Genomic DNA, 12,574 nt, shown 5'->3' with positions numbered 1-12,574 from the left:
CGGACTCAGGCGTCCCCGCCCATGATGGCCAGCGCCTGGGCATGCGCCCGGGCGTCGCCGGACGCCACCACCTCGCCCACCGCGCCCAGCACCAGGTCGCAGCCCTGCCAGTCGGTCATGCGGCCGCCGGCGCCCTCTACCACCGGCACCAGGGCGGCCCAGTCCCAGGGTGCCAGGTCGCGCTCCACAGAGATGTCCAGCCAGCCGTTGGCCACCTGGGCGTAGCCGTAACAATCGCTGCCGTAGACGACGTAGCGCGAGGCGGCCTTGAGTTGGGCGAAGCGCTCGGCCTCCACGCCCTTGAACATGTCAGGGCTGGTGGTGGTCACCGTCGCCTCCGCCAGGGTGGCGCAGGCGCGGGTGCGCACCGGCGTGCCGTTGAAGCGGGTGGGGTGGCCCGCGCCGCCAATCCACCGCTCGCCCAGGATGGGCTGGTCGATCACGCCCAGCACCGGTCGGCCGTGGCGCAGCAGGCCGATCAGGGTGCCGAAGATGGGGCGGCCGGTCATGAAGCTCTTGGTGCCGTCGATGGGATCCAGCACCCAGACATACTCCCGGTCCAGGCCGTGGGTGCCCAGTTCCTCGCCCAGGATGCCGTCGTCGGGGCGCTCGGCCGCCAGCAGGGCGCGCAGCGCCTCTTCCGCCTGGCGGTCGGCGATGGTGACCGGCGTCAGGTTGGACTTGGCGTCGATCTCCACATCCGCCCGGAAATAGCGGCGGATGACGGCGCCCGCCGACTCCGCCATGCGGTGGGCCAGGGCGATGAGGTCGTCAGGCACGGGCGTGGTCATGGGTTCTTCCTGGGAAGCGGGAGATGCAAAGAGGGGCGGCCCCGGCTGGGACCGCCCCTGCTTTTATACCGGAGAGGCCGCCGCCTCAAACCCAAGGCGGCCGACTATCCCTTAAGCGCACCCGCCTTCTCAGGGCAGCGGGGCCGGGCTGTCGGCCTGGCTGCGCAGATAGGCGATCACGTCGGCGCGGTCCTTGACGGACTTGAAGCCGGCAAAGGTCATCTTGGTGCCCGGGGCATAGGTCTTGGGGCTGGCCAGGAACTCGTTCAGCTTTTCGTAATCCCAGGTGCCGCCCAGCTTCTTGATCGCGTCGGAGTAGGCGAAGCCCTCCATATGACCCTGCTTGTTGCCGATGATGCCCCACAGGTTGGGGCCCACCTTGGCCGGGCCGCCCTTGTCGAAGGTGTGGCAGGCCTGGCAGACCTTGGTCAGCTTGGCGCCGTTCTCGGCGCTGGCGCTGGCCAGGGCCGGCGTGACGGGATCGGGCTTGGCCGGCGCCGCCGGCTCACCACCCGCGGCCGGGGCCGCCTCCACGCCTTCGATCTTGTACACGTTCTCGGTCAACATCGTCGGGTGCACGGCCTTCTTGGCGATGAACCCCGCCAGCAGGGCGATCAGCGCGCCCAACAGAATGGCCATGGAAATCTTGTTGAAGAAGCTACCCGCCATCAGATCAAGCCCTCATGTCCCACGCTGTTTGCCATGCGCGTGCTGGTTATGGTTCCTGCGCGTCCAGGTTAACGCCAGGGGGTGACGCTTGTCGATGCCCGGGGCCGTTATGGTCCGGCCATCATTCTCCCAAATTCCGGGCGACGATAAGCGGCCTGTTCAACCAGGGCAAGATAGTTCGGCGCCCTGCCTGCAAACCGGCTTGACCATGGGAGGTAAATGTCGCACGCCTGCCCCAGCCATGAGCCAAATCAAATCGTAGGCCGAAGCCCCATGTCTTCAAGCCCCGCCGCCTCTCCCCTGGGTGCGCCCAAAGCCCCCATCGTGATCATTCCGGCGCGGATGGCCTCCACCCGCCTGCCCAACAAGCCGCTGGCCGACATCGGCGGCGCGCCCATGATCGTGCAGGTGTGGCGGCGCGCGGCGGAGGCCGACATCGGCCCGGTGCTGGTGGCGGCGGCGGAAAAGGAAATCGTCGAGGCGGTGCGCGACGCCGGCGGCCAGGCGGTGCTGACCAACCCCGACCACCCCTCCGGCTCCGACCGCATCCACGAGGCGCTGCGCCTGGTGGACCGGGAGGGGCGGCACGACGCCGTGGTCAACGTCCAGGGCGATTTGCCGACGGTGGAGCCGGCCACGGTGCGCGCCGCCTTCGGCCCGCTGGCCAACCCGGCGGTGGACATCGCCACCCTGGCGGTGGAGATCACGGTGGAGGAGGAGCGGCACAACCCCAACGTGGTCAAGGCTGTGGTCGAGCTGGCGCCGGGCGCCCGCGTGGGCCGCGCCCTGTACTTCACCCGCACCACCACCCCCTGGGGTGCCGGCCCGCACTATCACCACATCGGGCTTTACGCCTATCGCCGCGAGGCCCTGGCCCGCTTCGTCGCCTTGCCCCCCGCGGCCTTGGAACAGCGCGAGAAGCTGGAGCAGCTGCGGGCGCTGGCCAACGGCATGCGCATCGACGTGGCGGTGGTGGACGCCGTGCCCCTGGGCGTGGACACGCCGGAGGATTTAGAGCGCGCCCGCGCCCTTATCTCCGCCAAGTAATACCAGCCAAGCAATTCCAACGGCATGAGATACCGGCTCATGCCGTTGTAGGATGCGACCGCGATATATGGGAAAGGGCCGCCGCAGCCTTTCGGGAAGCGAAGCGGACTGAGAAGCAAGGAAGCCAAGGCCACGGATGCGGCCCGGCGTTTGAGGGAAAAAACATGTCCAGTGCCGACAACACCATCGCCTACCAGGGGGCGCCGGGCGCCAATTCCGACATGGCGTGCCGCCAGGTGTTTCCGGACATGGTTCCCCTGCCCTGCCACTCGTTCGAGGACGCCTTCGCCGCCGTGACGGAGGGCCGTGCCCGCCTGGCCATGATTCCCATCGAGAATTCGGTGGCCGGCCGCGTGGCCGACATGCACCACCTGTTGCCCCAGGGCGGCCTGCACATCATCGGTGAGCATTTCCAGCGCGTGGTCCATTGCCTGGTGGCGCCCAAGGGGGCGACCATCGCCGGCCTGAAACAGGTGCATTCCCACATCCAGGCGCTGTCGCAGTGCCGCGGCTATCTGCGTGCCCACGGCATGGCGCCCATCACCCATGCCGACACGGCCGGCGCCGCCGCCGACGTGGCCAAGTGGGGCGACCTGACCCAGGGCGCCATCGCCTCGGAACTGGCCGCCCAGATTTATGGGCTGGAGGTGCTGGCGCGCGGCATCGAGGATGCGGAGCACAACACCACCCGCTTCCTGATCCTATCGCGGGAGCCCAAGCCGGCGCCGCGCGGGGCGGGCCCCGTCATCACCAGCTTCGTCTTCCGGGTGCGCAGCGTGCCGGCGGCCCTGTACAAGGCCATGGGCGGCTTCGCCACCAACGGCATCAACATGACCAAGCTGGAAAGCTACATGGTGGGCGGCCGCTTCACCTCCACCCAGTTCTACGCCGACGTGGAAGGCCACCCCGAGGACCGGCCCCTGCGCCTGGCGCTGGAGGAGCTGGATTTCTTCGCCCGCGAACTGAAGATCCTGGGCGTCTACCCCGCCCACCCCTTCCGCTCCGAAAGCAGCCAGCGCGACGACGGGCAGGATTAATTTTTGCTGACCGTTGATCGTCACCGATCAACGGTCCCCTCAAGCGCCGGGCGCCAGCATCCGCTGGCTCGGCTTCCTCGCTCCGCCCTGCGGTACTCGCTCCGGGGGCCGGCAGTCGCCGGCCTCCAACAGCATGAGTCCAAGCCTCATGCTGTTGGTTCATCTCTCGATACCGGGATCGCGCTATGGCCCTGCTGTTCGTCTCCGCCCACGATCATGCCGAGGACTGGGTGAATGAGCTGAAGGCCCAATTGCCTGAGCTGGATGTACGCGTGTGGCCGGAGGGCATGGGCGACCCCGCGGAGATCGACTATGCCCTGGTGTGGAAGCCGCCGGCGGGCCTGCTGGCCAGCCTGCCCAAGCTGAAGGTCATCTTCTCGCTCGGCGCCGGAGTCGACGCCCTGTTGGCCGACCCCACCCTACCCGACCTGCCGCTGGTGCGCATGGTGGAGCCGGGCCTGACCGAGGGCATGACCGAATATGTCTGCCTGCACGTGCTGCGCTGGCACCGCGACGCCCCCCTGTTCGAGGCGCAGCAGCGGGATGTCGTCTGGAAACAGCTGACCCACCAGCACCTGGCGCGGGAACGGCGGGTGGGCATCCTGGGCCTGGGTGCCCTGGGCAGCGACGCCGCCCAAGTGCTGAAGGCCCTGCGCTTCGATGTGGCGGGCTGGAGCCGCTCGCCGAAGCAACTGGACGGCATCGCGACATATCACGGGGCCGAGGGCCTGGCGCCCTTCCTGGCGCGCACGGACATCCTAGTCTGCCTGCTGCCCCTGACGCCGGACACGGAGAACATCCTGGACGCGGGCCTGTTCGCCCAGCTGCCCCGGGGTGCCGTGGTCATCAACGCGGCCCGGGGGCGGCATCTGGTGGAGGAGGATCTGCTGGCGGCGCTGAACAGCGGCCACCTGGCCGGTGCCACGCTGGACGTCTTCCGCACGGAGCCGTTGCCGGCCGACCATCCCTTCTGGACCCACCCCAGGGTGACCGTCACCCCCCACGTCGCCGCCATTACTCAAGCGCGCACGGCGGTGGAACAGGTGGTGGGCGGGCTGAAGCGCCTGGCCGCGGGCCAGCCGCTGATCAACCTGGTGGATCGGCGGCGCGGCTATTGAATGAGGCCGGACTGGCCGCCACCCTCCGACAAGTCGATCAAGGCCTCGACATCCACCAGTTCCACCATCTGGTCGGGCAACAGCCGGACGAGGTGGGTGGTCTTGAGCTTGGTGAAGGCGCGGGAGACCGTTTCCATGGTCAGCCCCAGGAAATCCGCGATGTCGGTGCGGGTCATGGGCAGCGAGATGCGGCAATGATCCTCAGGCTCAGGCGTCACCCGGCGGGCCTGGCGCAACAGAAAGCTGGCCAGCCGTTCCGGCGCGGTCTTGCGACCCAACAGCAGCATCTGCTCCTGCGCCACCTGCAGTTCGGTCGCGGTGGCCGCCAGGAGGCGCAGGCGCAGTTCGGGATCCCGTTCCAGCAGCGTGTCGAACTGCGTGCGGGACAGGCGCCGCAAGGTCACGGGCGTGACGGCCTCGGCGGAATAGAGATAGGTGCCGCCCATGGCCAGCCCCAGCATGTCGCCGGGCTGCAGGAAGCCCACGATCTGCCGCCGGCCGTCAGCCATCATACGCAGGATGCGGACCATGCCGGAGGTGATGATGCGCACGCTGCTGGCCGTGTCGCCTTCCGAGAAGATCACTTGGTCCCGGCTGTAGGCGGAAGCCTCGTCCGCCCAAGGGGCGAACGGGCCGGCCGATGCGGCCCGGCTGGCGGACGGCGCCGGCAGCGCGTTGAAGACGGCCAGGCTGGGCTGGCGGGGGGCGGCCGAGGCGGTGGCGAGCGATGGCGTCATCTGGGGGCTCCCGTTCGTGTCGGGCCTGAACCAGCCCGTCGTCGTTTCATGAGAGAACGGTAGCGCCTGGCGTTCCACCTGATGAGTTCGGTCTTCTACCTACGTAAAACCCCTTATGGTGCGTAAAACCCCTTATGGGCGCAAAGCCACGGTCCTTCAGGCAGGGCCGCCCAGCAGCCGCCGCAACTCGTCCAGCAGCCGGCCGGTATCGACGGGCTTGTCCAGGAAGCCGGCCACCCCGGCCCGAAGGGCCCGGTCGCGCGTCTCCGCCTCCATGTTCGCGGACATCATCAGGACAGGCAGGTGGCGCAGCAGGGCGCGGTGCCCCTCCACGAACTCGACGCCCGTCATGCCGGGCATGTGCTGGTCAAGCAGCAGGCACCCCCGACCGCCATCGAAATCGGCGGCGAAGTCCCGGCAAGAGGCGTGAAGGTCGACCTCGAAGCCGTACAGCCGCAGCAGGAACTTTAGGGAGTCGCGGACGGACTCGTCGTCATCGACGATATGGATCCGTCCCGCCGCGATCTCGACCACATCAAATCTCCTAAAGGCGTTACACCGGCGGCGGTGATGCCAACCCGGCCACCCGCTTGAAGTTAAGGTGTTCAAGCCTACAGGAGTAATAAGGGTTTCCCCGTATTCCGACCGGGTTTGACGCGGGTCAACCCGCGTTCGGGCGAATACCTGCCGCCAGCGCCAGCCGCACCAGATGGGACAGGCTGCTGGCGCGCATCTTCTCCATCACCCGGGCGCGGTGGATTTCAACGGTACGCGGGCTGATGGACAGGTCGAAGGCGATGATCTTGTTGGGCTTGCCGTCGACCAGCCCCTGCAACACATCCAGTTCCCGCGGCGTCAGCGCGTCCAGGCAGGCCAGCGCCTCCGGCGACGGCGTCTCCGCCCCGGCAGAGGGGGGAGCCACGTCGGCCAGGGCGCGGGGCCGGGACAGTGCCGACTGCAGGGATGCGAGCAGCGTCTCCTCCTCGAATGGTTTTTCGATGAAGTCCAGAGCCCCGGCCTTCATTGCCGCCACCGCCAGGGGGACATCGCCATGGCCGGTCATGACGATGACGGGGAGGGTGGACCCGCCCGCGACCAGCCGTTCCTGGACCTCCAGCCCGGTCAGGCCGGGCATGCGCACATCCACCACCAGGCAGGCGCAGCGCGCGGGCGCGTCGGAGTCCAGGAACTCCAGGGGTGAGGAAAAGACCGCGACCTGATAGCCCGACGCCATCAGCAACAGCCGCAGCGAATCCCGCACGGCGGCATCGTCATCCAGCACGGCGATGATCGGCTCAGGCGTCATGGTTTCTCTCGGTCTCAGGCAGCAAGGGCAGCGTGAAACGGAAGGTCGCGCCGCCGTGTTCGTTACGTTCGGGCCACAGCCGCCCGCCATGGGCCTCGACGATGGACCGGCTGATCGACAGGCCCACCCCCATGCCCCGTTCCTTGCCGGAAACGAAGGGTTGGAACAGGCGGGCCAGGACGGCCTCATCCAGTCCGTGGCCGGTGTCAGCCACCGCGATCTCCATGAATCCTGTCCCATCGGGGGCCGCCGTGATGGACAGGATGCGTTCCGGCCGGCCCTCCATCGCCTCGACCGCGTTGCGGATGAGGTTGAGCAGCACCTGCTGGATCTGGATTTTGTCGATGACGGCGCGCAGGTCCTGCCGCTGCAGGCGTAATTCCATGCGCACACCGCTTTCCCGCGCCCCGACCAGGGCCAGGGCGGCCGCCTCTTCGATCAGGCCATCCAGACTTTCCGCGCGCCGGTCGGTACCACCCTTGGCGATGAAGTCGCGCAGCCGCCGGATGATCTGCCCGGCCCGCAGGGCCTGCGCCGACGCCTTTTCCATGGCCTCCCGCGCCAGGGGCATGTCGACGGTCTCCGTCCGCTCCAGCAGCCGCAGGGACGCCTTGATGTAATTGACCACCGCCGTCAGCGGCTGGTTCAGCTCATGCGCCAGGGCCGACGCCAGCTGCCCCATGACGCTGACCCGGCTGACGTGCAGCAGTTCCGCCTGCAACTGCTGCAGCCGCCGCTCCACCGCCTGGTGTTCCGTCAGGTCGTGGATGAAGCCGGTGAACAGACGCTCACCCTCCAGGTCCACGGCACCGACCGCCAGTTCCATGGGGAACACGGTTCCGTCGCGGCGCTGGCCGGAGACGATGCGGCCCACGCCGATGATGCGCTTCTCCCCCGTGGCGAGATAGCGGGCGATGTACTGGTCGTGCTGCTCCCGGTAGGGCGAGGGCATGAGCATGCTGACGTTCCGCCCCTGCACCTCGGCCTCGGCATAGCCGAACAGGCGCTGGGCGGCCGGGCTGAACGAGCGGATCAGCCCCTGGCCGTCGATGACGATGAGGGCGTCCGGGATGGTCTCGATGATGGAGGCCAGGCGCGCCTCGCGGTTGCGCAGGGCCTGTTCCGCCGCCCGCCGGTCGCTGATGTCGCGGATGATGCCGATATAGGCCGGCGGCCCGTCCTGCAGCGCCTCGCCCACCGACAGTTCCATGGGGAAGGTGGTGCCGTCCCGGCGCAGGCCCGTGACCTCGCGGCCGATACCGATGATGCGCTTTTCCCCCGTGGCGCGGTAGCGGGCCAGATACTGGTCGTGCTCGTCCTGGTAGGGGGCGGGCATCAGCATCTTGACGTTACGGCCCATCACCTCCGCCGCCGTCCAGCCGAACAGGCGTTCGCAGGCGGGGTTGAAGGATTGGATCGTGCCCTGGCCGTCGATGACGATCACGCCATCGGGCACGGTGTCCATCAACGCGCGGAAGTGGGGTGACAGCATGGGGATCTCCGTTCGTCACACCATATGTCGTGATCCGAACGTTTCCCATACCTAACAATTCCCCCTCCCGAAAGGAGATAGAAATCCATCGGGTTGTTCGCCGAAAGCGTGCCCCGCGCACGCCCTCACCCCAGGCGCTTGACCGCCGTGACGCCCTTGCCCGCCGCCGCCCGCGCCAGGACGTCGGCCAGGGGTTCGCGCACCGTGGCCATGTGATGGGCGTTGGCATGCACCAGGTGGGTCTCATCCGCCATGATGCCGACATGGCCGGGGAAGAACACCAGGTCGCCGCGCTGGAAGGTGTGGCCGACGCCATCGGCCGAAACCACGGTACCCAGCGCCGCCTGCTGCTGGTCGCTGTCGCGCGGGCACGGCAAGCCGGCCGCGTCCAGCGCCAACTGGATCAGGCCGGAGCAGTCGATGCCCACGCTGGTGCGCCCGCCCCACAGATAGGGCGTGCCCCGCAGGCGCAGGGCGGTGTCCACCGGGTCAGCCTTCACGGCGCCGATCTCCGCCACATGCACCAGGGGAACCCAGCCGCCGCCGGCCACGCCGGCGAAGCCGTTGGCCTCTTCCACCACGCACAGCGGCGCGCCCAGGCTGATCATGTCCAGCGGCGGGGTCTTCAGGTCCGGTTCGGGATGGAAGAAGCTGCGCAGGGCCGTCAGCTTGTGCGTCGGCTCCGCCAGTTCATCATCCAGGGCCTCCAGCTGCAGGTAGCCGACATAGCCGTCGGTGGCGTTCTGGCCCCAGACCCAGCCGTCCTTCTCCTCGAACACCGTGAACACCTCGCCGAACAGCAGCTGGCTGGACTGGCGGGCGGTGAAGGTGGGTTCTTCCTTCAGGCTGACGTAGCCGGCGCGCACCTGGCAGGCCACGCCGTCGACATAGCGCTCGGCCGTGACCTTGCCGTAAAGGTGGGCGGAGGCGAGGTCGGAACGGTAAGGGTTCACGCGCGGGTCTAGGGCCGGCGTGGTCTTCGCTTTGCTGGACATCTCACATCATACCGGCGCTGAAACCGGCTCCGAAGCTGACGGGGGGGCGACGGGGGTCGCGGCGGCCGGCCGGGGCACGGCGGCGCGTGCCCCGTCCAATGCGCCCTGCACGGCGCCCGCGTCAATCACCATCTGCCCGAACTCATGCAGGAACACGGAGCCCTTGACCGTGCGCTGGACCAGGACGTTGCGCCGGTCCTCCGCGTCACGCTTGCGCTTGGTGAAACCCAGGCGGCCCAGCCGGTCCAGGGCGCGGGTGATGGCGGGCTTGGACACATTCAGCGTCGCCGCCAGGCCGCGCACCGTGTGGGGCGGCGGGGTCATGTAGACAGTCAGCAGCAAAGCCAGCTGGCGGGCCGAGAGGTCCGGGCTGGCGGCCCGCACGCTGGCCACCAGCGCGCCGCGCCAGAGTTCCAGGGCTTCGAGATTACGCGACATGATGCCCCCCGCACCCGGAAACGTTTATCCGGCCCGCCCGTTGTTCCGGCCCCGCCGTCATTCCGACAGCGTATCGGCCAGCCGCAACTGTCGGGAGTGTGCCGAAAGTCCCGCCCAGCGGCAAGGGCTTGCCACCCCCGAAGGGGTAGCGGAAGGCTACATAGTTATTTTTTATCCAGGCCGGTGCGTCCCGGTCATTTCCCGGAAGGTGCCGGAGAATTTCAGGCCTGGGCCGGGTACCGGCGGCTCAGCATGGCGAAGGCGGCGCGCAGGCCCATGGCCTCGCCCCCCTCCGGCCGGCCGGGCTTGGCGCTGGCGTTCCAGGCCATCAGGTCGATGTGGGCCCAGGGGGTGCCCTTGGTGATGAAGCGCTCCAGGTACAGGGCCGCCGTGATGGCGCCGCCATAGCCGCCGCCGGGCGCGTTGTTCAGGTCGGCGATCTTGCTGTCCAGCTGCTTGGCGTAGCCCTGCCACAACGGCATGCGCCACAGCGGATCGCCGGTTTCCTTGGCGGCGGCCAGGATGTCGTCGGCCAGCTTGTCGTCGTTGGCGAACAGGGCCGGCAGGTCGGTGCCCAGCGCGATGCGGGCGGCGCCCGTCAGGGTGGCGAAGTCCAGGATCAGGGCGGGCTTGGCGCTGTCGGCGTCCGCCAGGGCGTCGCACAGGATCAGTCGGCCCTCGGCATCCGTGTTGCCAATCTCCACCGTCAGGCCCTTGCGGGTGGTGATGATGTCCATGGGGCGGAAGGCGTTGCCGGAAATGGCGTTCTCCACCGCCGGCACCAGCACGCGCAGGCGCACCTGCAGCTTGGCCGCCATGACCAGGCGCGCCAAGCCCAGCACATGGGCGGCACCGCCCATGTCCTTCTTCATCAGCAGCATGCCGCCGGCCGCCTTGATGTCCAGGCCGCCGCTGTCGAAGCACACGCCCTTGCCCACCAGGCAGACCAGTGGGTTGGCGGCGTCGCCCCAGGTGAGGTCGATGAAATGCGGCTTCTTGTCCGCCGCCCGGCCCACGGCATGGACGGTGGGGTAATTGTGGGTCAGCAGGTCGTCGCCAACGATGACCGAGACCTCGGCGCCGAACTCCGCCCCCAGTTCCTTGGCGGTGGCGGCCAGGTCGGCCGGCCCCATGTCCTCCGCCGGCGTGTTGATCAGGTCGCGTACCAGGTAGACGGCGCGGGCCATGCTGTCCACGGCCGCGGCATCGGCCCCGGCCGGCAGTACCAGACGCGGCAGGTCCTTCGTCGCCTTGCGATACCGGGTGAAGCGGTAGCTGGCCAACGCCCAGCCGGTGGCGGCGGCCGTCGCCTGCTCGGGCGTCAGGCTGTCGTCCAGGGCGTAGCTGGCGCCGGCGCCCTTAGGCGTTTTAGGGCCTGCCGGCAGCGTCGTCGGCAGGCCGGCGAAGCTCCACAGATCCAGCGTCTCGCCCACACCCACCAGTACCCGGTCCAACTGCCCATCGGCGGACGGCAGCAGGGCGGTGGCGCCGGGCTCTGCCATGAAGCCGACGCTGCGCACCCAGGCGGCGGTGGCGGCCGGGGCGGTTTCCAGCCAGGCGTCCAGCCCATCCTTGCGCACAGGGATCAGGGTGACGGTGTCGGCGGCCTTCTGGGCCAGGAAGCAGGGCAGCACGGGCGGAACCTTTCGGCTTCGGAAAGTCAGGCGCGCAGGGTTCCACATCCGGGCCCCGGTTTCAAACGCGGCGGCGTCACACCACGGCAATCGCTTGAAGCGGGTCTTGACAAGACGGGGCTTTCGGAGCGGTGGCGATCTGTGATTCGTAGGAGGCTCCATTGATCTGGAGTTCTCGATGGCCGGTTCGCTTCTCGACCATTTTGCGGCGCTCAGCGATCCGCGGCAATCCTGGAAGGTCATTTATCCACTGCCGGAGATTCTGCTTGTGGTGCTCTGCGCAACGATCGCGGGGGCTGAGGATTTCGTCGAGATTCGGCGCTGGGGCACGATGAACCGGGATTTCCTGCGGCGGTTTTTGCCCTATGCGGGCGGGATTCCGAGCCACGATACGCTGAACGACATCCTCAACGCGCTCGACGGCGATCTTTTTGCGCGATGCTTCGGCGACTGGGTCGAGGGGCTGCGCGAGGCCGAGCCCGACATCGTCGCGATCGACGGTAAGACCTCGCGGCGGACGCATGACCGGGCGAAGGATCGCAATCCGCTGCATCTCGTTTCAGCCTGGGCCAGCCGGCAGCGCTTGGTGCTGGGCCAGCAAGCTTGCGAGGCCAAGTCGAATGAGATTACGGCCATTCCGTTGCTGCTCGACCGCTTGGCGTTGACCGGGGCGCTCGTCACCATCGATGCGATGGGCTGCCAGACCAAGATCGCCCAGAAGATTCTCGATAAAGGCGCCGATTACCTGCTGGCCATCAAAGAGAACTGGCCCAACCTGCACAGCGAGGTCATCCGCCACTTCGACGATCTGCCTGCCGCCGACACGTTCGACACGACCGATGGCGAGCACGGCCGCATCGAGGTGCGCCGCCATGTCGTCAGCCACGAAGTTGACTGGCTTACCACAGACCGCCGCTTCCCCGGCGAGCCCCGCTTCCCCGGCCTCAAGGCCATCGCCATGGTCGAAGCCGAGATCGAGCGTGACGGCAAAACCAGCCGGGAACGCCGATACTACCTGTCATCTCAAAAACTCGACACGCGCCTCTTCGCTCATGCCGTCCGAGCCCACTGGCATATCGAAAACCGGCTCCACTGGGTCCTCGATGTCGTCTTCCATGAAGACTTGAGCCGTCTCAGATCCGGCAACGGCCCCCACAACATGGCAACCATCCGACACATGGCCTTGAACCTCCTGCGCGGCGCAAAGGATAAGCACAGCCTCAAAGTCCGAAGAAAATCCGCCGCATGGGATACCCAATACCTTCACGCCGTCATCACACAGTCCGCATAACCCCCTTCAAGCGATTCCC

The 12,574-nt window shown here is 67.9% G+C and carries 13 protein-coding genes; 4 read left to right on the top strand and 9 right to left on the bottom strand.

Annotation, left to right across the window (positions count from 1 at the left end):
* Positions 1–5: 5 nt before the first annotated feature.
* Together hisN and Y958_RS01810 are read right to left on the bottom strand one after the other, a co-directional pair.
* Positions 6–791, bottom strand: a complete 786-nt coding sequence (gene hisN, locus Y958_RS01815; RefSeq protein ID WP_088870674.1) for a histidinol-phosphatase — start codon at positions 789–791, stop codon at positions 6–8.
* A gap of 129 nt (positions 792–920) precedes the next feature.
* Entirely contained in the window at positions 921–1,460 is a 540-nt protein-coding gene (locus Y958_RS01810) for a c-type cytochrome (protein ID WP_088870673.1), read from the bottom strand.
* A gap of 273 nt (positions 1,461–1,733) precedes the next feature.
* Here Y958_RS01810 and Y958_RS01805 point away from each other — a divergent pair, with 273 nt between their 5' ends.
* From Y958_RS01805 to Y958_RS01795, 3 genes are all read left to right on the top strand, one after another.
* Positions 1,734–2,507: a 3-deoxy-manno-octulosonate cytidylyltransferase gene (locus Y958_RS01805; protein WP_050898123.1), complete on the top strand. Its 774-nt coding sequence runs from the start codon at positions 1,734–1,736 to the stop codon at positions 2,505–2,507.
* 164 nt (positions 2,508–2,671) lie between these two features.
* Positions 2,672–3,544, top strand: coding sequence for a prephenate dehydratase (locus tag Y958_RS01800; protein ID WP_004272373.1), 873 nt, complete (start codon positions 2,672–2,674; stop codon positions 3,542–3,544).
* Between the two features lie 185 nt (positions 3,545–3,729).
* Positions 3,730–4,662 (top strand): 2-hydroxyacid dehydrogenase, encoded by a 933-nt coding sequence (locus Y958_RS01795; RefSeq protein ID WP_088870672.1) that lies wholly within the window; start codon positions 3,730–3,732, stop codon positions 4,660–4,662.
* On the opposite strand, the gene Y958_RS01790 is transcribed toward Y958_RS01795, so the two are convergent.
* From Y958_RS01790 to Y958_RS01760, 7 genes are all read right to left on the bottom strand, one after another.
* On the bottom strand, positions 4,656–5,399 hold the full coding sequence (locus Y958_RS01790) for a cyclic nucleotide-binding domain-containing protein (RefSeq protein ID WP_088870671.1): 744 nt from the start codon (positions 5,397–5,399) through the stop codon (positions 4,656–4,658). The two genes, Y958_RS01795 and Y958_RS01790, sit on opposite strands and share 7 nt — an antisense overlap.
* A gap of 156 nt (positions 5,400–5,555) precedes the next feature.
* Positions 5,556–5,933 carry a response regulator gene (locus tag Y958_RS01785; RefSeq protein WP_088870670.1) on the bottom strand — a complete coding sequence of 126 codons (378 nt, stop codon included), beginning with the start codon at positions 5,931–5,933 and terminating at the stop codon, positions 5,556–5,558.
* A gap of 127 nt (positions 5,934–6,060) precedes the next feature.
* On the bottom strand, positions 6,061–6,705 hold the full coding sequence (locus Y958_RS01780) for a response regulator transcription factor (RefSeq protein ID WP_186291220.1): 645 nt from the start codon (positions 6,703–6,705) through the stop codon (positions 6,061–6,063).
* Complete coding sequence (locus Y958_RS01775; RefSeq protein ID WP_244909330.1) at positions 6,695–8,197, bottom strand: PAS domain-containing sensor histidine kinase; 1,503 nt, start codon at positions 8,195–8,197, stop codon at positions 6,695–6,697. The genes Y958_RS01780 and Y958_RS01775 overlap by 11 nt, the downstream gene beginning before the upstream one ends.
* 125 nt (positions 8,198–8,322) lie before the next feature.
* The gene (locus Y958_RS01770) at positions 8,323–9,192 is read right to left on the bottom strand and encodes a C40 family peptidase (protein WP_088870668.1); all 870 of its coding nucleotides are present in this window, start codon (positions 9,190–9,192) and stop codon (positions 8,323–8,325) included.
* Positions 9,193–9,198: 6 nt separating this feature from the next.
* Positions 9,199–9,630, bottom strand: a complete 432-nt coding sequence (locus tag Y958_RS01765; protein ID WP_088870667.1) for a MarR family transcriptional regulator — start codon at positions 9,628–9,630, stop codon at positions 9,199–9,201.
* Positions 9,631–9,851: 221 nt separating this feature from the next.
* Positions 9,852–11,264: a leucyl aminopeptidase family protein gene (locus Y958_RS01760; RefSeq protein ID WP_088872420.1), complete on the bottom strand. Its 1,413-nt coding sequence runs from the start codon at positions 11,262–11,264 to the stop codon at positions 9,852–9,854.
* Between the two features lie 178 nt (positions 11,265–11,442).
* Between Y958_RS01760 and Y958_RS01755 the strand changes: the two genes are divergently transcribed.
* On the top strand, positions 11,443–12,555 hold the full coding sequence (locus Y958_RS01755) for an ISAs1 family transposase (protein WP_088870575.1): 1,113 nt from the start codon (positions 11,443–11,445) through the stop codon (positions 12,553–12,555).
* Positions 12,556–12,574: the final 19 nt, after the last annotated feature.

The sequence above is a fragment of the Nitrospirillum viridazoti CBAmc genome, from assembly GCF_000730165.1.
Taxonomy (GTDB): Bacteria; Pseudomonadota; Alphaproteobacteria; order Azospirillales; family Azospirillaceae; genus Nitrospirillum; species Nitrospirillum viridazoti.
The sequence above is the reverse complement of the archived record's forward strand: the minus strand, read 5'-3'. Positions and strand labels throughout refer to the sequence as shown.